Below are 21,086 nucleotides of genomic sequence, written 5' to 3'. Positions count from 1 at the left end.
GTACTGCAGGGGGGACCCTGTGGGAGAGTAGGACGCCGCCGAACAATTATTGGAGAAAACCCCGCACCGGGAACGGTGCGGGGTTTTCTGCGTTTCAGGGCACCCCCCGTTTCCGGCGCCCTATTTCCTAGCCGACCGCTAGCCGACCAGCTTCGTTTCGTAGGCCAGGATGACCGCCTGGACGCGGTCCCTGGAGCCGGTCTTGGCCAGGATGCGGCCGACGTGGGTTTTGACCGTCGACTCGGCCAGGTGGAGGCGCTCCGCTATCTCCGTGTTGGTCCAGCCCTGGCCCATGACCCGCAGGATCCCGGTCTCGCGTTCCGTGAGTGCGCTCAGGCGTGGATCGGCAGTGCCGGAGTCGGCGTTCGGGGTGGCGGCGGCCGGCAGGTGGTGGACGTACGCGTCGAGCAGGCGGCGGGTCAGGCCGGGGGCGACCACCGCGTCGCCCGAGGCCACCGCACGGATGCCGGACAGGAGCTCCTCCGGCTGGGCGTCCTTGACCAGGAAGCCGGAGGCGCCGGCGCGCAGGCCGGAGTAGGCGTACTCGTCGAGGTCGAAGGTCGTGAGGATGAGGACGCGGGTGCGGCCGCCGCTCGCGACGATGCGGCGGGTCGCCTCGATGCCGTCCAGGCCGGGCATGCGAACGTCCATGAGGACGACTTCGGGGCGGAGTCCGGCCGTCAACCGGATGGCCTCGGCGCCGTCGGCCGCCTCCCCCACGACCGTCAGGTCGTCCTGGCTCTCCAGCAGCATCCGGAAGCCGAGGCGCTGGAGGGACTGGTCGTCGGCTATGAGGACGGTGGTCACTGCGGGGCTTCCTCCGGTAGGTGCAGATGGACCCGCCAGCCCCGTTCGGGCGCCGGGCGCGGGCCGGCCTCGAGTGTCCCCCCGTACAGGGAGGTTCGCTCCCGCATTCCGGGCAGGCCGCGGCCGCCGGAGAGCGCCGGGGACCGGGGCGGGGAAGGAGAGGCCGCCCGGCTCGTGTCCGTGACGCTGAGGGTGACGGCGCCGCCCGCTCCGTAGGAGAGGTCGACGTGGGCGGTGGCGTCGGGGCCGGCGTGCTTGAGGGTGTTGGTGAGGGCTTCCTGGATGACGCGGTAGAGGGTGAGCTGGCGGCCCTCGGGGAGGGCGGGCTCACCCCTGACCGTCGTACGGACGGGCAGGCCGGCGCCGCGGACGCCGTCGAGGAGGCGGTCGAGGTCGGTGAGGGCGGGCTGCGGGGTCAGTTCGGCCGCCGCGGGGGCGCCGTCGGAGTCGTCGTCGCGCAGGACGTCGAGGAGGCGGCGGAGTTCGCCCAGGGCCCGGCGGCTGGTGGTGGCGATGGCGTCGAGGGCCTGGGCGGCCCGGTCGGGGGACTTGGCCGCCGCGTACCGGCCGCCGTCGGCGAGACCGGTGATGACGGAGAGGTTGTGGCCGATGATGTCGTGCATCTCCCGGGCGATGCGCGCGCGTTCCGCCGCGGCGGCGAGCCTGACCTGCTGGTCGCGTTCGGTTTCCAGGCGGCGGGCACGGTCCTCGAGGACCTCCGTGTGGTCGCGTCGGGCGCGGACGGTGATGCCGATGAGCGCGGCCACGCCGACGGACAGGAGCTGCGAGCCGAGCTGCTGGTTCCAGGAGCCCGCGCCGTCCCCGTAGCGGGCCACCGTGACGCAGGCCGGCACGGTCACCACGGCCACCGCCCACCACAGGCCGCGCAGCGGTCGGCGCAGGGCGATGTGGTGGACGAGGAGGAGCTGGAGCAGGGCGGCCTGGAGGGCGGCGCCCGACCAGGCGTTCAGCAGCGCCGCGGGCAGCGTGGCGAGGAGCGCGGCCCGGGGATGGCTGCGGCGCCACAGGAGCGGTACGGAGAGGGCGAGGCTCAGGGCGACGACCAGTCCGACGGGGACGCCGGGGTCGTGGGCGACGTTGCGCCAGCCACCGGAGGCGTCGACCAGGGCGGCCAGCACCCAGAAGCCGGTGAGGTGCAGGTCCCAGACGAGGGGCCGGCGGCGGTCGAAGGCGCGGACCCGGCGGTTGACGCGCTGGACGTACTGGGTGAGGGGCTCGGCCGCTCGGTCCCTGAGGACGGGTCGCGCGGGGTCCACGTGGTCCATCCGGCCATGATCGGTGGTTCCGGGGTGGGCGGGCGTCCTTCCGGGGGCCGTATATCAGGTGAGAGGCGTAGTACCGGGGTATTACGGTGGCCGCCATGAGTGCCTCGGTCCCCGGTGACTACGTGATCCGCTCCATACGCGCCGACGAGTGGCCGGCGGTGAAGGAGCTGAGGCTGCGCGCGCTGCTGGACCCGGTCGCGGACCTCGCGTTCCTGGAGACGTACGACGATGCCGCGGCGCGCCCCGACTCCTTCTGGCGGGAGCGGGCGGCCGGGGGCGCCGAGGGGGCCTCGGGGGCGCAGCAGTTCGTGGCCGTGGGACCCGGCGGAGTGTGGCTCGGCACGCTGACGGTGCTGATGGAGGAGGCCGGGTCGACGGACTGGGCCGGGTTTGCGGTCGACCGGCGGCAAGGTCACGTCGTCGGGGTGTTCGTCCGGTCCGAGTGGCGGGGGAGCGGGCTGACGAAGGCGCTGTTCGACGCCGGTCTGGAGTGGGCGTGGGCGAACGGCGCCGAGCGGGTGCGGCTCATCGTGCATCCGGACAACGGGCGGGCGCAGGCGGCCTACCGCAAGGCCGGGTTCGCGCCGAGCGGGCGGACGGTGCCGCTGGAGGGCGGGCCCGGTGACCACGAGCTGGAGTACGTGATCGGACGCTGACCCGCCCCGCGCTCCGGTCAGACGGGCAGTTCGTCGTGCGGCCAGCGGGCGCGGCCCTGTTCGCGGGAGCGGAGCAGGGCCAGGGTCGGCATGCCCAGGTCCGTGCCGTCGGCCAGCAGCTCGGGGAGCTGGGGGAGCGGGGCCACGGCCGCTACGTCGTCCAGGACGAGGGTCACTGGTGGGTCGAGGCGACCGGAGGATGACCGTTCGGCCATGCGCCGGCCGCGCTCGACCACGCTGGAGACGAGCGCCGTCAGCAGCGGCATCGCGCCCGGGCTCGTGCGGGGATCCTCGATCGATTCACCCACCACGTAAAGCGTTCCCTGTTCGTGGATGAAGGAATCCAGGGCGAGGGCATCAGTTCGGTTGGGAGTGCACGCCTCGCGGACGTTGACGGTGGAGAGCGCGGCGAGGGCCCGGGCGGTCAGCTGCTGGGCCATGTCCCGGCGTTCGGGGTGGGCGGTGAGGGACCCTTCGAGTTCGCCCGCGGAACCGGGGGCGGCCTTGGGGTGGGTGCGCAGGATCCGGACGGCGTCCTGCACCTGCAGGCCCTGGGACCAGCGGTGGACGTGGCGGACGGTGCGGCCGTCGATGGCGGCGGCGTGCAGGTAGCTGCGCAGCAGGAGTTCGGCGGTGTCGGCGACCGCCTGGTCGAGGCGGGCGGTGGGGCGTACCGGCGTGAGGAGGGCGGCGGCCCTGGTGGTGGCCGTCTGCCTGTCCTCGCAGCCCGCGGTGGGGGACCAGTGGAAGCGGGCGGGGGTGTCGCAGAGGTGGTTGGGGTCGTAGAGGTGGGTGGGGCCGAGCTTCGCGCGGGCGTCCTTGGACTCCGACCAGAGCGCGGGGTTGGAGGTGATGACGAGGGCGGCTCCCTCCGCGTCCCGCAGGGCGCCGGTCGCGGTCGCGTGGCGGCTTTCCCTGGGGCCGTAGTGCACCGCGCCTTCGGTGCGGCTCGTCTCCCATGCACCCAACACCCGCCTGCCGTCGGCCACGGGGGTCAGGGGCTCGGTTTCCTGAGCCGGGTCCTGTCGGGGCGTCCTGGGGGTGGGCACCTCGTGGACCGGTGCTTCCGGTACCGGCACCTCGTGCACCGGCGTTTCCCGCACCGGCACCTCGTGCACCGGTGCCTCCCGCACCGGCGTCCCCTGGGCCACGGGGGTCGGTGACGGTGCCGGCACCGGCGTGGGCTGCTCCCGCCGTCGCCGCCGTACCGCGCGCCACCGCGCCACCGTGCCCATCACGAACACCGCGAGCACCACCAGCACCATCAGCTGGCCGATGAACAGTCCCCAGAAGAGCCCGTAACCGGAGAGCGCCGTCGCGGGGGTGCCCGGCCAGGCGCCGGGGAGGTCGTGAGGTTCGGCGATCAGGTGGCGCATGGCCTGCGGGGTGCCGGTGAAGCCGACGCCGGCCGGCCAGGAGCCGTGGGCGAACAGGGCGGACAGGCCGGTCGCGGTCCACACCAGCAGGGTCATGCCGAGGAGGAAGGCCAGTATGCCGATCAGCAGGCCGTCGGGGATGCCGCCCTGGGCCGGCCGCTGATCGCGGCGGTCGTCCGGTCTCATACGTCCGGTGCCTCTCCGTTCCCGTCCTACGCCACCGTCGATTCCGACGAGTCGCCGATGTGCTGCTCCATGAACGCCGCCGCCCGTTCCTCCGCCTCCAGCTCCGCCGCGCGCAGGGCGTCGTCGGCCAGGTCGGAGGAGGACTCGGTCATCGCGCGGTCGGTGAAGACCAGGGGGCGTTCGGTCTCGGTGATCAGGTGCTTGACCACCTGGACGTTGCCGTTGACGTCCCACACCGCGATGCCGGGGGTGAGCGAGGGGATGATCTCCACCGCCCACCGGGGCAGGCCGAGGACACGTCCGGTGGCCCGTGCCTCGTCGGCCTTCTGGGCGTAGATGGTGCGCGTGGAGGCCATCTTGAGGATGGCCGCGGCCTCTCTGGCGGCCGCCCCGTCCACCACGTCGGACAGGTGGTGCACCACGGCCACGAAGGACAGGCCCAGGCGCCGCCCGAACTTCAGCAGCCGCTGGAACAGCTGCGCCACGAACGGGCTGTTGATGATGTGCCAGGCCTCTTCGACCAGGAAGATGCGCTTCTTGCGGTCGGGCCGGATCCAGGTGTGCTCCAGCCAGACGCCCACGATGGCCATGAGGATCGGCATCGCGATGGAGTTGCGGTCGATGTGGGAGAGGTCGAAGACGATCAGCGGCGCGTCGAGGTCGATGCCGACGGTCGTCGGGCCGTCGAACATGCCGCGCAGGTCACCGTCGACCAGCCGGTCCAGGACCAGCGCCACGTCCAGACCCCAGGCCCGCACGTCGTCTATGGCGACGTTCATCGCCTCGGCGGACTCCGGCTCGGGGTGGCGGAGCCGCTCGACGATGTCGGTGAGGACCGGCTGGCGTTCGACGATGGTCTCGTTGACGTAGGCGTGCGCGACCTTGAGGGCGAAGCCGGAGCGCTCGTCCAGGCCGTGCCCCATGGCGACCTCGATGATCGTCCTCAGCAGCGCGAGCTGGCCGGTCGTCGTGATCGCCGGGTCGAGGGGGTTGAGGCGGATGCCGTGGTCCAGAGCGGCCATCGGGTCGAGGCGGATGGGAGTTATGCCCAGCTCCTCGGCGATGAGGTTCCACTCGCCGACGCCGTCCTCGCCCTGCGCGTCCAGGACGACGACCTGCCGGTCCCGGAAGCGGAGCTGGCGCAGGACGTACGTCTTCTCCAGCGCCGACTTGCCGTTGCCGGACTCCCCGAGCACCAGCCAGTGCGGGGCGGGGAGCTGCTGGCCGTACAGCTGGAAGGGGTCGTAGATGTAGCCCTTGCCGGAGTAGACCTCGCGGCCGATGATCACGCCGGAGTCGCCGAGGCCGGGGGCGGCCGTCGGCAGGTAGACGGCCTGGGCCTGGCCGGTGGACGTGCGGACGGGGAGGCGGGTCGTCTCCACCTTCCCGAAGAGGAAGGACGTGAAGGCGTCGGTGAGGACGGTCAGCGGGTCCCGCATCAGGCTCAGCCCCTACCTTCGGATGCCGGTGGCGAACGGAAGAGTGTTCACGAAGGCGCGATGGTGCTCACGGTCGCACCACTCCAGTTTCAGGTACGACTTTCCGGCCGACGCCCTTATCGTCCGCTTGTCGCGGGCCAGGGCCTCGGGGGTGCGCGAGGAGACGGTGATGTAACCGACCAGGTTGACGCCGGCCGCGCCGCTGGCCAGGTCCTCGCCGCGCTGGTCGAGGCGGCCGTGGGCGGCGATGTCGCGGGGGTCCACGGTGCGGTTCATCTTGGCGGCCCGGGACGCCTCGGCGTCGTCGTTCGTCTTCTCGGTCAGCATGCGCTCGATGGCGACCTCGGTGGGTTCGAGGTCCATGGTGACGGCGACGGTGCGGATGACGTCCGGGGTGTGGACGAGGAGGGGCGCCAGGAAGTTGACGCCCACCGGGGTCATCGGCCACTCCTTGATCCAGGCGGTGGCGTGGCACCAGGGGGCGCGGGTGGCGGACTCGCGGGTCTTGGCCTGGAGGTAGGTGGGCTCCATGGCGTCCAGCTCGGCCGGCCAGGCGTTGCGCTTGGTCATCGCCTGGATGTGGTCGATCGGGTGGTCCGGGTCGTACATGGCGTGGATCAGGGAGGCGAGCCGTCCCTGGCCCAGCGGCTGGCGGACGCGGATGTCGGCCTCCTGGAGGCGCGAGCAGATGTCGGTCAGCTCGCGCGCCATCACGACGGCGAGTCCGGCGTCCCGGTCGAGCTTGCGTCCGCTGTGCGGCCGGGCGGCGCGGGCCATGGTGTGCGCCTCGGCGGCCAGCTCGCGGTTGTAGTGCATGCAGGCGATCAGATAGGCCCGGTGCTGCTCGCTGCTGGTGGACACCATCGACTGCAGCTGGTCGTACGACTGCTGCAGCCACGGCGGTGCCTTGTCGTCGCCGCGCTGGCTGACGTCCTTGGCATGTGCGTCGGGGTCGGCCGGGAGGGTGCGGGCGAGCATCTGGATGCGGGTGACGAAGCCGTCGCCGTTGGCCACGTGCTTGAGCAGGGTGCCGAAGCGGTCGACGAGGGCTTCCTGGTCCTCGGAGTCGCGCAGGCCGACGCCGGGCCCCTCGATCTCGATGGCGGCCGTCACGGTCTTGCGGTCGGCGTGCAGCAGCACGGCGATCTCGTCCGGCCCGAAGGGCGCGGCCAGCCAGGAGATGCGGCCGATACCGGGCGGCGGGCCGACCTCGATCTCCCGGCCGTCCATCCGGGTGCCGGCCTCGATGACGCCGGAACGGTAGGTGGTGCCCCTGCGGAGGGTGCGCTTGTAGCTGCGGTTGATCTCGAACCACCGGTAGAACGTGCGGTGGTTGTACGGCACGTAGACCGCCGCCAGGGCGAGCATCGGGAAGCCGCAGAGCAGCACGATGCGCAGGGACAGGACGGGGACGAGGAGCCCGCACATCATGCCGAGGAACGCGCCCGCGACGATCAGCGCGATCTCACCGGTCTCGCGGTTGCGGCCGACGATCGCGTTCGGCCGGGCGCGGCCGATCAGATACGTACGGCGGGGCGTGACCGTATGGGACATGTGGGACTCGGTCGTCAACGCCCGTCACCTCCTGTGCTCTGGCTGTTACGAGTGTTGCGGGTGTTGCTTGCGTGGGGCGTGTTCACCGGGCTGCCGGAGCGCGGTGCGGGTGCGGCGGAGGGGACATTTCCGCCGCCGCCGTTCGAGGCGCGCGAGCTGTGCGCGGCGACTCCGCCGGAGGCGGGGTTCGAGGGGCGGGCCGCGGCGGAGGACGAGGACTGTCCACCCCCGCTGTCGCCGTTGCTGCGGGTGCTGTGGGTCCTGATGCCCTGGGCGACGAGGTTCGCCGGGGAGCTGATCACGGCGGCGGCCTTGCTCTCGGCGCCCTGCATGATGCGGTTGTTGCGGCCGTTGGCGATCTCGTCGCCGAAGCCGGGGACGAAGCGGTAGATCATCGCGGAGGCGAAGATCGCCAGCAGGATGATGGCGAGCCCGGACACGATGGCGGCGACGGAGTCGGGCCCGTGCTCCGTGGTCAGCGCGCCCGCGAGACCCAGCACGATGACGATCACGGGCTTGACCATGATCACCGCGATCATGATGCCGGCCCAGCGGCGGACGTGGCCCCACAGGTTCTTGTCGACCAGGCCGGCGTAGACGACGACACCGAGCAGCGCGCCGACGTAGAGCAGGACGGCGCGCAGGTACAGCTCCAGGTAGAGGACGCCGGCGGCGACGATCGACACGAACGACACCAGGATCAGCATGATCGGGCCGCCGCCGATGTCGTTGCCCTGCTTCAACGCGTCGGAGAAGGTCCCGAAGAACGTGTCGGTCTGGTCGCCGGTGCCCTTGGCCAGGACGTCGGTGACGGCGTCGGTGGCCGACACGACCGTGTAGAGGATCAGCGGGGTGAACGCCGAGGCCAGGACGGTGAGCCACAGGAACCCGACGGCCTCGGAGAACGCGGTGGTGAACGGGACGCCGCGCACGGCGCGCTTGGCCACCGCCAGCAGCCACAGGACCAGGGTGAGGAACGCGGACGCGGCGAAGACGACGGCGTACTGCTTGAGGAACGTGCCGTTCGTGAAGTCGACTTCGGCGGTGTTCTTCACGGCGTCGCTGAGCGTGTCGACGGTCCAGGCGGCGGCGTCGGCACAGCCCTTGGCGAGGGAGGAGAGGGGGTCGAGGGTGCTGGGGAGCGTGTCGGGGGTGGACCCCCCACTACCGGAGGCGCCGCGTTCGCCTCGTTCGCAGTACTTCTTGGCGGGGCCCGCGATGAGCGAGCAGGGGTCGTCTTCCGTCGGCGTCGGGCTGGGGTCGGCGAAGGCGCGAGTCGAGAACAGGACGGCGGCCGCCTGAGCGGTGGCCACCAAGGCAGCGAGTTTGAGCGCGCGGTGCTGGCTACCGTGCATAGGTGAAGCCTCCGAACTCCTGGACCGCCTTGCTCATCTCATCGGAACCAGAGACAGGGCTGTCCCCCGGTACGGGGGTCGGCCCGCTCTTCTGGCTGGTCTCCGCGACTTTCCAGTCGCTGCCGTCCCAGCTCAGTCGCATGGTTACCGTGAACCAGCTGTTCGTCACCGGATTGGTTGTCTTCTCACCAGTGAGTCCGAACAGTCCGTTGCACCACACCTCTACGGTTGCGACGTTGTCGCCGAAAGATGTCACCTTCGTGCCAGCCGGCAGTGTTCGGTTAACGAAGGTGACACCCGCCGGGGCCTTACCGTTCTCGTCGAGACCGATCTTCCTCAGGAAAGTCGCTGAGTAGTCGGCGTCGAAACCGGTCTGGAGACGGCCGACCGACCCGGAGTCGGCGAGAGCCTGCACAATCTCGTGCCGTCTGGCCTTGTCGAACATGCCGTCAGAACCCAGCGCCACCGCGTAGTTCGCCGCCGCGCTCTGGGCCCCCTGCTCGTCATGGGCGAAGCCCGCCCGTACCGGCTGGGTGCCCGACGGTGCCGTCGCCGATGTCTTCGGCTTGTCCGCGTCGCCGCCCTCCGAGGATGCGGAATCGCCTCCTCCACGGTTCGCGAAGGCGATCGCCGCGATGAGCAGGACGACGACGCCGACCACGGTGACCAGGCTCCGCGAGGAGGAGCGGCCGCTGCGTCGGGGAACGCCCTCCCCCTCCGGAAGCCGCACGCGGGTCCCGCCGGTGCCGCCGTAATCGCCGGACGACTGGTGATCGTCTCCGAGACTCATGCCGCGTACGCCCCCTCGACGTCGGGTCGGCCGTGTACGTACGACGGTAGCCGTGCTGGTTCCCGCTCGGGCGCGGTGTTATGACTCGACATCAGGGAAACGCAACCTCAGCCGGTTGGCACGACGGGCGTGTGGGGTGGAGGGGGACGGACGGATGGGAGCCGGGCTACACGGCCATCCCGTACACGATGGTGAAGAGCGTGCCGAGTGAGCCGATGATGAACACGCCCGTCAGCCCCGCGATGATCAGGCCCTTGCCCTGCTCCGCGCTGAAGGTGTCCCGCAGGGCGGTCGCACCGATGCGCTGCTTGGCGGCGCCCCAGATGGCGATGCCGAGACAGAGCAGAATGGCTACGGCCATCACCACCTCGATCATCACCTTGGCCTCGTTGCCCAGGCTGCCGAAGGGGCCCCAGTCCGGAGCGATCCCCCCGATGATGGTGTTGATGTCTCCCTCGTCGGCCGCAAAGAGCATGTAAGTCACCGCCCCTGTCGGGTAGTTCCGTGCCCTCTGCGGACATGCAGAGGTCAAGCCTCATTGTCGCCGACGATGAGGCCGTCGCATGTCGCCTTGGCGTCATTGTCTGGCGGGTTTCGTGCGAACAGCTTGCCACCGCACGGCGCCGGCTGGTCAGTCGGCTCCGAGACGGCTTCTGGTGGTCGTATCGTCACTCTGTGTATCACGGCGGGGCATGGCTGGCAACGATGTGTAAGCGAAACCTGCGAGGCGGTTCGGTCGTTAGGCCCTGATTCGGTGTCAGTGCCTGGCGCGGAGCCCGGGGGCTGACGGGGGATGGCGGACGACGACGGGGTCGGGCGGACGACATGGCCGGGAAACGTCACTGAACGGCACGCCCATGGGGGATGGTTGGGGCATGCGCAAGATGTGGGTCGGTGCCGGCGTCGCGGTCGCCTCGGGGATGGGCTTCGTGATGCTGCTCGTCGTGGGCGTCTACCTCGTCGCCGGGAACCTGGCCGGCGGAGCGGGCGGCGGGGCGAAGAAGCTCGCCAAGGGGAGCGTCCCCGCGGCGTACCAGCCGATCGTGCAGAAGTGGGGCAACCTCTGTCCCGCCATCAACCCCGCGCTGCTCGCGGCGCAGTTGTACCAGGAGAGCGGGTTCAACCCGAGGGCCCGGAGCGCGGCGGCGGCGCAGGGCATAGCGCAGTTCATCCCCGGGACGTGGGCCACCCACGGCATCGACGGGGACGGGGACGGGGACCGCGACGTGTGGGACCCCGCGGACGCGATCCCGTCGGCCGCGTCGTACGACTGCTCCCTCGCCTCGTACGTGAAGGACGTGCCCGGCGATCCGACCCGCAACATGCTGGCCTCCTACAACGCGGGGGCCTACGCGGTGATCAAGTACCAGGGCGTGCCGCCGTACAAGGAGACGCAGAACTACGTCAAGGTGATCACGACCCTGGAGAAGAGCTTCGCCGCGCCCACCACGCGGGTCGACCCGTCCGAGCAGGCCGCCGGGGCCATCGCCTACGCGCAGAAGAAGCTCGGGACGCCCTATCTGTGGGGCGGGAACGGGACGGCCGACCAGGGAGGGCGGTTCGACTGCTCGGGGCTGACCAAGGCGGCGTACGAGAGTGTCGGGATCAAGCTGCCGCGAGTCGCCAACGACCAGTACAACGCGGGGGCGCATCCCGCGCGGGACGAGTTGCTCCCCGGTGACCTGGTGTTCTTCTCGGACGACCTCACCAACTCACGGACCATCAGACACGTGGGGATCTACGTGGGCGGCGGGTACATGATCGACGCGCCGCGGACGGGTGCGGTGATCCGGTTCGACCCGGTCGACACGCCCGACTACTTCGGGGCCACCCGGGTGACCGAGGATGGCGCGAAAGCGCTGCCCACCACGGTGTGAATGGGAGGGTTTGGACACAGCGTGAAACCCTGCCCTGAGCTGCGGCGACGTGTCTCTCTTCGATAACGTCTGCGTGATCATTCAGTGGAGTGTGGAACGTATCAATGGGGACCGTGCGTTCCTGTTGACGTGTAGCTGACCACGGGGGTGGCAGAAGAGGCGCGCGCTGGGTGCGTCGGAGGACATGACGAAGGGGCCGCAGCACCATGGCTGGACTCGCCGAATCCGGGTCGAACCCCGACGTCGAGCTGCTCTACGACATCAACGGCCTGGCCAAGGACGCACCGCACTGGTTCGACCGGGTCATGGAGTTCGTCGGTGAGTACGGACTGCTGTTCGCGATCGTGCTGCTGGTGCTGGGGTGCTGGTGGGGTGTGCGGCGGCGAGGCGGTGAGGACGCCGCCTCGAACGTGGCCGCGCTGCTGTGGGCGCCGCTGGCCGCCGGAGTCGCGGTCCTGGTCAACGTGCCGATACGGGGCTTCGTCGAGCGGCCCCGGCCCTTCAAGTCCCACGAAGGGCTCGAAGTGCTCGTGGAGGGGAAGAACGACTTCTCCTTCGTGAGTGACCACGCCACCCTCTGCATGGCGCTCGCCGTCGGACTGTTCGTCGCCAACCGGAAGTTCGGGATCGCCGCGATCGTGCTGGCGCTGTTCGGCGGCTTCGCCCGGGTCTACATGGGCGTGCACTACCCGACCGACGTCGTGGGCGGGTTCGCCCTCGGTACGGCGGTCGCGCTGCTGCTGTCGCCGATCGCCATGGCCCTGCTGACGCCGCTGACCCGGGCCGTCGAGCGCTCGCCCCGGGTGGGGTGGCTGGTCAGCGCGCGAGGACGGGACGGCGTCGCGGGGCGCGGCGCCGTGATCCCGGGGGCGCGCAGCCGCGAGGAGAGTGCCGAGGCCGCCGGGGAGCGGGACCTCGCGGCCTAGGGGGTGTCGTTTGGATCTTGCCGTGGGTCGCGGGGTCCGGCAACAGGGCGCCGTCGCCCGGAGCCGGCCTGATCCGAACGACACCCCCTAGGAGGCCTCCGGCTCCTACAGCGCCTGCGGGTAGGTGAAGACGCGGTCCGGGTCGTACTGGTGCTTCAGACGCGCCAGACGCGGGGCCGCGTCCTTGTAGTAGGCCTTCCGCCAGTCCGTCAGACGCGGGTCCGTGTAGTTCTGGTAGGCGGCGCCCGAGGCGTACGGGCGCATCGCGCCGTAGGTGGAATCCAGCCAGGACTGGGCCGCCTTGCCGTTCGTGCCCGGCCCCCACGAGGCGAGGTACTGGGCCAGCATCCGCGAGCGCCGGTGCACGAACGCGGTGGCCGTGGGGGAGACGCGGTTCACCGCTCCGCCGAGCGCCGTGAACGCGACGCTGCCGGCGCCGCCGCGCACCTGAGTGAGGTGCGAGAGCAGGGCCTTGACGCCGGCCGCCGGGATCGAGCGGTCGAAGAAGTCCGAGCGGGCGGCGTACGTCTCGCGGCCGAGTGAACCCTGCGGCGAGTGGCCTGGGGTGGCGCCCGGGAGGTGGCAGCGGGCGTCCGTCGAGAAGGACGAGCAGCCCGCGTACATCTCCATCGACTCCGCGTACGTACGGCGCTTGAGGGAGACGCTGCTCGCCGGTGCGCCGATGCGGTCGGCGAGGCGGTCGACGGCGTTCTGGAGTTCACCGTAGGTGCCGAGGGAGAAGGCGGCGACCGACACGGAGGCGGTGTGGCCGGGGGCGGCGGCCAGGTGGAGGGAGGACCAGATCTCGTCGGGCTGGTCCGGGCCCCACTCCTGCCAGGCGCGGAGGACCGCGGCGGCCTTGCGCCAGGGCCAGGTCAGGTACGCCGACACGGCCCGGGGGGCGGGGTGGGTGCGGAAGTGGAACTCGGTGACGACGCCGAAGTTGGCGTTGCCCGCGCCGCGCAGGGCCCAGAAGAGGTCCTTGTGGTCGCCCGTCGCGTCGGCGGTGATCTCCTTGCCGTCCGCCGTGATCAGCGTGGCCCGGGTGAGGCTGTCGCAGGTCAGGCCGTAGGCGCGGGAGACGACGCCGTGGCCGCCGCCGAGGGTGAGGCCGGAGATGCCGACGGTGGGGCAGGAGCCGGCCGGGACGGTCACGCCCTTCGCCGCGAGGGCGCGGTAGACGTCGATCAGCTTGGCGCCGGCGCCGACGACCGCCTCGCCGGCGGAGGCGCGGACGCGGGCCAGTTTCGACACGTCGATGATCAGCCGGCCGTCGCCGGAGGACCATCCGGCGTAGGAGTGGCCGCCGTTGCGGATCGCCACGGGGACGTGGTGGGCGCGGGCGTAGGAGAGGGCGGTGCGGATGTCGTCGGGGTGGGCGGCGTAGGCGACGGCGGTGGGTTTGAGGCCGTCGAAGCGGGTGTTGTAGAGCTGGCGGGCCGTTTTCCAGGTGGGGTCGCCGGGGCGGACCAGGGGGCCGTCCAGGGACTTGGCGAGGGCGGCCCAGGTGGCGGGGGTGGGGGCGCCGCCTCTGCCGAGCTGGGTCTTGGTGGCCGTCGTCGTGGTCGCCGTCGTTGCCGTGGTCGTCGTGGTCGCCGTGCTTCTGGGCGTGGTGCCTTTGGGGTCGGTGCCGGGGGGTTGGTCCTTGCCCGTGCAGGCGGTCGTGGCTGCCGTCAGGGCGGCGGCTGTGGTGGTGGACAGGAATGTGCGCCGGTGCATGTCGCCTCCGCGTCCCGTGGGGGGTCGTGGAGTCAGACGGGGGTGCGGGGGGTGGGGTTCCCGGGGGCGGGGTGTGGGGGGTACGGCGGGTACAGGTGTACGGCGGCGGGGGTGGGAGCCCGGCGTGGGTGCGGGCGTGGGTGCCGGGTGGCCCGGTGTGGGTGCGGGCGGGGGTGGGTGCGCTGCCCGGCGTTGCGGGGTGCCGCTGCGCCCACCCGTGCCGCCCCAGCGGCACGACTGCCCGCAGCTACGGCAGCGCGACTGCCCGCAGCTACGGCAGCGCGACTGCCGCAGCTACCGGCGGCTGTTCGCGGCTACGCCGTGGTGGTGTGGGTGTGGGCGTCTGTGCGGGCCTGGCTTCTGGCTCTTCTGGCCGGGCCCCGCCAGCCGCAGGTGCAGCGGGCCAGGCAGAAGGGGCCCTGTTCGACCGTTGTCGTGAGGTGTTCCGAGGTGTCCCCGGGGGCTTCGAGACCGTCCTGCTGCGCCACGCCCACAACGTTACCGGGGTCGCCTGCCCCTCGTTAAGCGGGACGGCACGGGACTCGGAACGGGCGCGACGGCTGGGGATGGCAGGTGGCGATGGTCGGGCGGGAGAGGGAGCTGCGGAGTCGGCGCGCGGGCGGGGGGCTCGCGCTCGCCGGCGGTGTGGTCTGCGTCTGCCTGACCGCCGCCGGGTGTTCCGGTTACGGGGAGGCGGCGTCCGCCCAGGGCGCCGGGGGCGGTGATCCGGTCGACGTGCTGCACCGGGCCGCCGACCGGCTGGTGGCCGCCGGGAGCGCCAGGACGCGTACCGCGATGCAGATGGCCAGCGGTGGGACCCGGGTGACCATCCGGGGCGAGGGCGTGTACGACTTCGAGCAGCGGCTCGGGCAGTTGAAGGTGCGGCTGCCCCAGGACCCGGCGGGGTCGAGCGGGCATCGGCCGATCACCGAACTGCTCGCCCCGGGAGCCCTGTTCATGAAGAACCGGGGAGCAGGCGTCCCCGACGACAAGTGGGTGCGGGTGGAGACCGACTCGCTGTCCGACGGGAACCTGGTGACCGGCGGGGCGACGGATCCGTTCGCCGCCGCCGAGGTGCTGCGCGGGACGCGGACGGCGACGTTCGTGGAGCGCACCGAGCTGGCCGGGACCCCCGTGCGGCACTACCGGGGCACCGCCGATCTCGCGCGGGCGGCGCGCGGCGCCTCGGAGGGCAACAGGAAGGCGCTGGCCGCGGCGGCCGAGGGGTTCGCCACCGCGCGGGTGCCGTTCGACGCCTACCTCGACGACGAGGGCCGTGTCCGGAAGGTCCGGCACCGCTTCAGCTTCGCCAACGGGCAGGGGGACGGCACCGGCATCGTGGACGTCGCCTCGACGACGCTGCTCTACGACTTCGGCACCGCCGTCCGCGTACGGCTTCCCGAGGAGCGGGACATCTACGCCGGCAAGATCGCCGCGGGGCCGCACGGCAAGAACTAGCCCTTCCGTGCCATGCGCGGGGAGTATGCCGCTCCCTACTCTAGGAAGTCGGTGACGGCAGAGACGAGGTGACGCGTGTGGCTTCGGTCGGCGGTACGGCGGTTCAGGACCACGTGGCCCTCGCCGAGATCGAGCTGTGCGGCGAGCTGATCATCGCGGCGTCGGCCGCCCGGGAGCGGCTCAGCCTGGAGAGCATCGACGAGGTGCTGCGCGTGGCCGAGGAGCGCTCACGTGCGCAGTAGCCGGCCGATGGCCTTCGTCGCCTCCTCCACCTTGGCGTCGATCTCGGCGCCGCCCTTGAGGGCCGCGTCGGCGACGCAGTGGCGCAGGTGCTCCTCGAGCAGCTGCAGCGCGAAGGACTGCAGGGCCTTGGTGGAGGCGGAGACCTGGGTGAGTATGTCGATGCAGTAGACGTCCTCGTCGACCATCCGCTGCAGGCCGCGGATCTGGCCCTCGATGCGGCGCAGCCGCTTGAGGTGCTCGTTCTTCTGCTGGTGGTACCCGTGCACCCCGCGGTCGTGGTCGGTCACGACGTCCGTGCCGTCCGTCTCGACCTGGTTCACCGCCTGGTCCACGGCGGGGGAGGGCGCACCCGCGCCGGCCTCGGTGGTCGTCATCGCGTCCTCCTGGAGAGCTGGGGAGTCGGTGGGGATCGGGTGGGTCGGGCGGATCGAGCGGATCTGGAGGCTTCGGGAGGATCCGGGAGGGTCGGCCGGATCCGGGTCTTCCGCGTCTTCCGGGGGTTCAAGGGCTTTCAGGGGGATTGCGGACATATACCCCTGGTGGGTATATGGTAACGAACTTTCCCGGGTAGGGGGCCCTTGCCGGAGCGGCCGACGTCGCCCCCCTGCTCATCACTCTGCCTGATGGGCGACACTGGGGGACGGCCCGTTAGCAGTGGCCGGATGATGCGCCTAGCATCAGCCTGACCGAAACCGATGCACCCCGAGGACCCCACGTGCGCTTTCGTCTGACCCCCAGGGAGACGAGCTTCTACGACATGTTCGCCGCCTCCGCGGACAACATCGTCACGGGCTCCAAGCTCCTGATGGAACTGCTCGGGGCGGACGCATCCGCCCGGGCCGAGATCGCAGAGCGTATGCGGGCCGCCGAACACGCGGGTGACGACGCCACGCACGCGATCTTCCACCAGCTGAACTCCTCGTTCATCACGCCCTTCGACCGCGAGGACATCTACAACCTCGCCTCGTCCCTCGACGACATCATGGACTTCATGGAGGAGGCCGTCGACCTGGTCGTCCTCTACAACGTCGAGGAACTGCCGAAGGGCGTCGACCAGCAGATCGAGGTGCTGGCGCGGGCCGCCGAGCTGACCGCCGAGGCCATGCCGAACCTGCGGACGATGGACAACCTCACCGAGTACTGGATCGAGGTCAACCGGCTGGAGAACCAGGCCGACCAGGTCCACCGCAAGCTGCTCGCCCACCTCTTCAACGGCTCGTACGAGGCCATCGAGGTGCTGAAGCTGAAGCAGATCGTGGACGTGCTGGAGGAAGCGGCCGACGCGTTCGAGCACGTGGCGAACACGGTGGAGACCATCGCCGTCAAGGAGTCCTGAGCCGTTCATGGACACCTTTGCTCTGGTCGTGACCATCGGGGTCGCGCTCTTCTTCACGTACACCAACGGATTCCACGATTCGGCCAACGCGATCGCCACCTCCGTGTCGACGCGGGCGCTGACGCCCCGCGCGGCGCTCGCCATGGCAGCGGTCATGAACCTGGCCGGCGCGTTCATGGGATCCGGGGTCGCCAAGACCGTCAGTGAGGGGGTGATCCAGACCCCCGAGGGTTCGAAGGGGATGGGGATCCTCTTCGCGGCGCTCGTGGGCGCCATCGTATGGAACTTGATCACCTGGTACTTCGGGCTGCCCTCGTCCTCGTCGCACGCGCTGTTCGGCGGCATGGTGGGCGCGGCCCTGGCCGGGAGTACGACCGTGTACTGGCACGGGGTCGTCGACAAGATCGTCGTTCCCATGTTCGTGTCGCCGGTGATCGGCCTGGTCGCCGGTTACCTGGTGATGACCGCGATCATGTGGATCTTCCGCCGGGCCAATCCGCACAAGGCCAAGCGCGGGTTCCGCATCGCGCAGACGGTGTCGGCGGCGGGCATGGCGCTCGGCCACGGTCTGCAGGACGCGCAGAAGACGATGGGCATCGTGGTGATGGCCCTGGTCATCGCCGACGTCGAGGACTACGGCGACCCCATCCCGGTGTGGGTGAAGCTGGCCTGTGCGCTGATGCTGTCCGCGGGGACGTACGCCGGTGGCTGGCGGATCATGCGGACGCTGGGACGGAAGATCATCGAACTGGATCCCCCGCAGGGGTTCGCCGCGGAGACGACGGGGGCGTCGATCATGTTCGGCTCGGCGTTCATCTTCCACGCGCCGATCTCGACGACGCACGTGATCACCTCGGCGATCATGGGCGTGGGGGCGACGAAGCGGGTCAACGCCGTGCGGTGGGGGGTCGCGAAGAACATCATCATGGGGTGGTTCATCACCATGCCGGCGGCCGCCGTGGTGGCCGCGGTGTCGTTCTGGATCGTGGACCTGGCCGTCCTCTAGCGCGTGCCCGCGCCGCAGGTGGAAGGGCCCGCCCCCGGATTTCCGGGGGCGGGCCCTTGTGCTCCTCGCGGTGGCACCGCCATGCAGCACCGCGAGGGGATCGAGAGGGGACCGGGAGACTCCTAGCCGAAGCGGCCGGAGATGTAGTCCTCCGTCGCCTGGACCGACGGGTTGGAGAAGATGCGCTCCGTCTCGTCGATCTCGATCAGCTTGCCGGGCTGGCCCACCGCCGCCAGGTTGAAGAACGCGGTACGGTCCGAGACGCGCGCCGCCTGCTGCATGTTGTGCGTCACGATGACGATCGTGAAGCGCTCCTTCAGCTCCCCGATCAGGTCCTCGATCGCCAGCGTGGAGATCGGGTCGAGGGCGGAGCAGGGCTCGTCCATCAGCAGGACGTTCGGCTCGACCGCGATGGCCCGCGCGATGCACAGGCGCTGCTGCTGGCCGCCGGAGAGGCCGGAGCCGGGCTTGTTCAGGCGGTCCTTGACCTCGTTCCAGAGGTTGGCGCCCCGCAGGGACTTCTCGACGACGCCGTCCAGCTCGGACTTCTTGTACTTGCCGTTCAGGCGCAGGCCCGCCGCGACGTTGTCGTAGACCGACATCGTCGGGAACGGGTTCGGGCGCTGGAAGACCATGCCGACCTCGCGGCGCACGGCCACCGGGTCGATGCCGGTGCCGTAGAGGTTCTCGTCGTCCAGCATCACCTTGCCGTCGACGCGGCCGCCGGGGGTGACCTCGTGCATGCGGTTGAGCGTGCGCAGGAAGGTGGACTTGCCGCAGCCGGAGGGGCCGATGAAGGCCGTCACGGAGCGGGGCTCGACGGTCATCGAGATGTCCTCGATGGCCAGGAAGGAGCCGTAGTAGGCGTTGAGGCCGCTGACATCTATGCGCTTGGCCATGGCAATCACTGCTTCTTTCGGGTCAGGTCGCTGACTGTGTGCCGTCGGTCGCGTCAGCGACCCGTCTTCGGTGCCTTCCAGCGGGCGATGCCGCGGGCCGCGAGGTTGAGGATCATGATGAACGCGATGAGCGTCAGGGCCGCCGCCCAGGCACGGTCGTGCGAGGCGTCGGAGCCCGCGCCGTACTGGAGGTAGATGTACATCGGCAGCGACTCCTGCGGGTCCTTGAAGGGGTTCGCGTTGATGAAGTCGGTGCCCCACACCAGCAGCAGCACGGGGGCCGTCTCGCCGGTGATGCGGGCGACGGCCAGCATGACGCCGGTGACGATGCCGCCGATCGAGGTCGGCAGGACGACCTTGATGATCGTGCGCCACTTCGGCACGCCCAGGGCGAGGGAGGCCTCGCGCAGCTCGTTCGGGACGAGCTTGAGCATCTCCTCGGTGGAGCGGACGACCACCGGGATCATCAGGATGCACAGGGCGAACGAGCCGGCCACGCCGGACGGGCCCATGTCCAGGATCAGCACCCAGAGGCTGAGCACGAACAGACCCGCGACGATCGACGGGATGCCCGTCATGACGTCCACGAAGAAGGTGACCGCCTTGGCGAGCCGGCCGCGTCCGTACTCGACCAGGTAGATCGCGGTGAGCACACCGATCGGGACGGAGATCAGCGTGGCGAGGCCGACCTGCTCCAGGGTGCCGAGGATGGCGTGGTAGATGCCGCCGCCGGGCTCGGCGTCGCCGACCACGCCCATCGAGTGGGTCAGGAAGTAGCCGTCGAGGACCTTCACGCCCTGCTCGAGGGTCTCCCAGATGAGGGAGAGCAGCGGGATCAGGGCCAGCAGGAAGGCGACCCAGACCATGCTGGTCGCGACCCGGTCCTTGGCCTGCCGGCCGCCCTCGACACGCGCCGAGATGCCGTACGAGCCGGCGACGAAGAGGACCGCGGCGATGAGGGCCCACTGGATGCTGCTGTCCAGTCCGGCGGCGGCGCTGATGCCGAGGCCGAGGAGGACCGAACCGGCCGCGACGGCCCAGGGGAACCACTTGGGCAGGGTGGCGGCGCGCAGCGAGCTGCGGTTCCCGGGGGTCAGGGTTGCGTTGCTCATGCGTTGGCCCCCGAGTACTCCTTGCGACGCGCGATGATCATGCGGGCGCCGCCGTTGACCAGCAGCGTGATGACGAACAGGACGAGGCCGGAGGCGATCAGCGCGTCACGGCCCATCTGGGTGGCCTCGTTGAACTTGCTGGCGATGTTCTGGGCGAAGGTGCCGCCCCCCGGGTCGAGCAGGCTGGGGGTGATGTCGAAGGTCGGGGAGAGCACCATGGCCACGGCCATCGTCTCGCCGAGCGCGCGCCCGAGGCCGAGCATCGAGGCGGAGATGACCCCGGAGCGGCCGAAGGGGAGCACCGACATCCGGATGACCTCCCAGCGCGTGGCGCCGAGGGCCAGGGCGGCCTCCTCGTGCATGCGCGGAACCTGCCGGAAGACCTCGCGGCTGACGTTGGTGATGATCGGCAGGATCATGATCGCGAGGAGGATGCCCACGGTGAACAGCGAGCGGCCGGCGCCGCCGTTCCACTCGAGGATCCCGGTCCAGCCGAGGTACTCGTCCAGCCAGCCGTAGAGCCCGTCCAGGTGGGGCACGAGGACGAGGGCGCCCCACAGGCCGTAGACGATCGAGGGCACGGCGGCGAGCAGGTCGATCACGTAGCCGATCAGGCCGCCCAGCCTGCGCGGCGCGTAGTGCGTGATGAACAGCGCGATGCCGACCGAGACCGGGACGGCGATGGCCATGGCGATGACCGACGACACGACGGTGCCGTAGGCCAGGACCGCTATGCCGAACTGCGGCGGGCTGCCGGTCGGGTTCCATTCGAAGCTGGTGAAGAAGTTCGCCTCGTCGTCGCTGATGGCGAGGACGGCGCGATAGGTGAGGAAGGCCGCGATGGCGGCCATGATGACCAGCACGAGGATGCCCGACCCGCGGGAGAGCCCGACGAAGATCCGGTCGCCGGGGCGGGTGACGCCGCGGGCGGCGGCCGGGGAGGCGGAGGCGGGCTGCTGGGGTGTGCGGGAAGGGGCTGGCTTCTGGGTGTCCGTTGTCATGTCCATCGGGTTCTCCGGTCTGCGGAGCCGTCGGGGTCGGCGGCTCGGGCGGAGCCCCGG

20 protein-coding genes are annotated in these 21,086 nt (G+C 70.7%); 7 read left to right on the top strand and 13 right to left on the bottom strand.

All coding sequences use genetic code 11. From position 1 onward, the window contains the following. Positions 1–138: 138 nt before the first annotated feature. Complete coding sequence (locus tag EV562_RS34090) at positions 139–807, bottom strand: response regulator transcription factor (protein WP_133890729.1); 669 nt, start codon at positions 805–807, stop codon at positions 139–141. Beyond that, positions 804–2,093: a histidine kinase gene (locus EV562_RS34085; protein ID WP_133890728.1), complete on the bottom strand. Its 1,290-nt coding sequence runs from the start codon at positions 2,091–2,093 to the stop codon at positions 804–806. The genes EV562_RS34090 and EV562_RS34085 overlap by 4 nt, the downstream gene beginning before the upstream one ends. A gap of 95 nt (positions 2,094–2,188) precedes the next feature. Between EV562_RS34085 and EV562_RS34080 the strand changes: the two genes are divergently transcribed. Beyond that, the gene (locus EV562_RS34080) at positions 2,189–2,749 is read left to right on the top strand and encodes a GNAT family N-acetyltransferase (RefSeq protein ID WP_208298483.1); all 561 of its coding nucleotides are present in this window, start codon (positions 2,189–2,191) and stop codon (positions 2,747–2,749) included. Between the two features lie 17 nt (positions 2,750–2,766). Here EV562_RS34080 and EV562_RS34075 read toward each other — a convergent pair whose 3' ends face one another. The 6 genes from EV562_RS34075 to EV562_RS34050 all read right to left on the bottom strand — a co-directional run bounded on the left by EV562_RS34075 (position 2,767) and on the right by EV562_RS34050 (position 9,924). Next, positions 2,767–4,311, bottom strand: a complete 1,545-nt coding sequence (locus EV562_RS34075; protein WP_133890727.1) for a type IV secretory system conjugative DNA transfer family protein — start codon at positions 4,309–4,311, stop codon at positions 2,767–2,769. 26 nt (positions 4,312–4,337) lie between these two features. Further along, positions 4,338–5,750, bottom strand: a complete 1,413-nt coding sequence (locus EV562_RS34070) for an ATP-binding protein (protein WP_133890726.1) — start codon at positions 5,748–5,750, stop codon at positions 4,338–4,340. 12 nt (positions 5,751–5,762) lie between these two features. Next, positions 5,763–7,322, bottom strand: coding sequence for an SCO6880 family protein (locus EV562_RS34065; protein WP_166662137.1), 1,560 nt, complete (start codon positions 7,320–7,322; stop codon positions 5,763–5,765). Next, complete coding sequence (locus tag EV562_RS34060) at positions 7,319–8,659, bottom strand: hypothetical protein (protein ID WP_166662136.1); 1,341 nt, start codon at positions 8,657–8,659, stop codon at positions 7,319–7,321. Before EV562_RS34060 ends, EV562_RS34065 begins: the two co-directional genes overlap by 4 nt. Further along, complete coding sequence (locus EV562_RS34055; protein WP_133890724.1) at positions 8,649–9,449, bottom strand: hypothetical protein; 801 nt, start codon at positions 9,447–9,449, stop codon at positions 8,649–8,651. Before EV562_RS34055 ends, EV562_RS34060 begins: the two co-directional genes overlap by 11 nt. A gap of 166 nt (positions 9,450–9,615) precedes the next feature. Next, on the bottom strand, positions 9,616–9,924 hold the full coding sequence (locus tag EV562_RS34050; protein ID WP_019526682.1) for a hypothetical protein: 309 nt from the start codon (positions 9,922–9,924) through the stop codon (positions 9,616–9,618). Between the two features lie 382 nt (positions 9,925–10,306). On the opposite strand from EV562_RS34050, the gene EV562_RS34045 reads away from it, so the two are divergent. Together EV562_RS34045 and EV562_RS34040 are read left to right on the top strand one after the other, a co-directional pair. Next, positions 10,307–11,326, top strand: coding sequence for a bifunctional lytic transglycosylase/C40 family peptidase (locus EV562_RS34045; protein WP_133890723.1), 1,020 nt, complete (start codon positions 10,307–10,309; stop codon positions 11,324–11,326). 206 nt (positions 11,327–11,532) lie between these two features. After that, complete coding sequence (locus EV562_RS34040; RefSeq protein ID WP_133890722.1) at positions 11,533–12,252, top strand: phosphatase PAP2 family protein; 720 nt, start codon at positions 11,533–11,535, stop codon at positions 12,250–12,252. A 105-nt stretch (positions 12,253–12,357) separates the two neighbouring features. Here EV562_RS34040 and EV562_RS34035 read toward each other — a convergent pair whose 3' ends face one another. Then, positions 12,358–13,971 carry an FAD-binding oxidoreductase gene (locus EV562_RS34035; protein WP_133890721.1) on the bottom strand — a complete coding sequence of 538 codons (1,614 nt, stop codon included), beginning with the start codon at positions 13,969–13,971 and terminating at the stop codon, positions 12,358–12,360. A 579-nt stretch (positions 13,972–14,550) separates the two neighbouring features. Between EV562_RS34035 and EV562_RS34030 the strand changes: the two genes are divergently transcribed. Beyond that, complete coding sequence (locus EV562_RS34030; RefSeq protein ID WP_133890742.1) at positions 14,551–15,429, top strand: hypothetical protein; 879 nt, start codon at positions 14,551–14,553, stop codon at positions 15,427–15,429. A 77-nt stretch (positions 15,430–15,506) separates the two neighbouring features. Next, a complete protein-coding gene (locus tag EV562_RS35250) occupies positions 15,507–15,671 on the top strand; it encodes a hypothetical protein (protein WP_166662134.1) in 165 nt (54 codons plus the stop codon). Here the strand turns inward: EV562_RS35250 and EV562_RS34025 are convergent. After that, a complete protein-coding gene (locus EV562_RS34025; protein WP_133890720.1) occupies positions 15,657–16,046 on the bottom strand; it encodes a metal-sensitive transcriptional regulator in 390 nt (129 codons plus the stop codon). The genes EV562_RS35250 and EV562_RS34025 overlap by 15 nt on opposite strands. 341 nt (positions 16,047–16,387) lie before the next feature. On the opposite strand from EV562_RS34025, the gene EV562_RS34020 reads away from it, so the two are divergent. Next, positions 16,388–17,008: a DUF47 family protein gene (locus EV562_RS34020; RefSeq protein ID WP_007451048.1), complete on the top strand. Its 621-nt coding sequence runs from the start codon at positions 16,388–16,390 to the stop codon at positions 17,006–17,008. 7 nt (positions 17,009–17,015) lie between these two features. Beyond that, positions 17,016–18,014: a low-affinity phosphate transporter PitH gene (pitH, locus tag EV562_RS34015; RefSeq protein ID WP_133890719.1), complete on the top strand. Its 999-nt coding sequence runs from the start codon at positions 17,016–17,018 to the stop codon at positions 18,012–18,014. A gap of 122 nt (positions 18,015–18,136) precedes the next feature. Here pitH and pstB read toward each other — a convergent pair whose 3' ends face one another. The 3 genes from pstB to pstC are packed head-to-tail and all read right to left on the bottom strand — an operon-like array spanning position 18,137 to position 21,032. Continuing rightward, a complete protein-coding gene (pstB, locus tag EV562_RS34010) occupies positions 18,137–18,913 on the bottom strand; it encodes a phosphate ABC transporter ATP-binding protein PstB (RefSeq protein ID WP_133890718.1) in 777 nt (258 codons plus the stop codon). Positions 18,914–18,966: 53 nt separating this feature from the next. After that, positions 18,967–20,025 carry a phosphate ABC transporter permease PstA gene (gene pstA / locus EV562_RS34005; RefSeq protein ID WP_133890717.1) on the bottom strand — a complete coding sequence of 353 codons (1,059 nt, stop codon included), beginning with the start codon at positions 20,023–20,025 and terminating at the stop codon, positions 18,967–18,969. Beyond that, the gene (gene pstC, locus EV562_RS34000; RefSeq protein ID WP_133890716.1) at positions 20,022–21,032 is read right to left on the bottom strand and encodes a phosphate ABC transporter permease subunit PstC; all 1,011 of its coding nucleotides are present in this window, start codon (positions 21,030–21,032) and stop codon (positions 20,022–20,024) included. The genes pstA and pstC overlap by 4 nt, the downstream gene beginning before the upstream one ends. Positions 21,033–21,086 lie beyond the last annotated feature (54 nt).

This window comes from Streptomyces sp. BK208 (assembly GCF_004364245.1).
In the GTDB taxonomy this organism is placed as follows: domain Bacteria; phylum Actinomycetota; class Actinomycetes; order Streptomycetales; family Streptomycetaceae; genus Streptomyces.
Note: the sequence above shows the minus strand (reverse complement) of the source record. Positions and strands in the feature narration are given on the sequence as shown.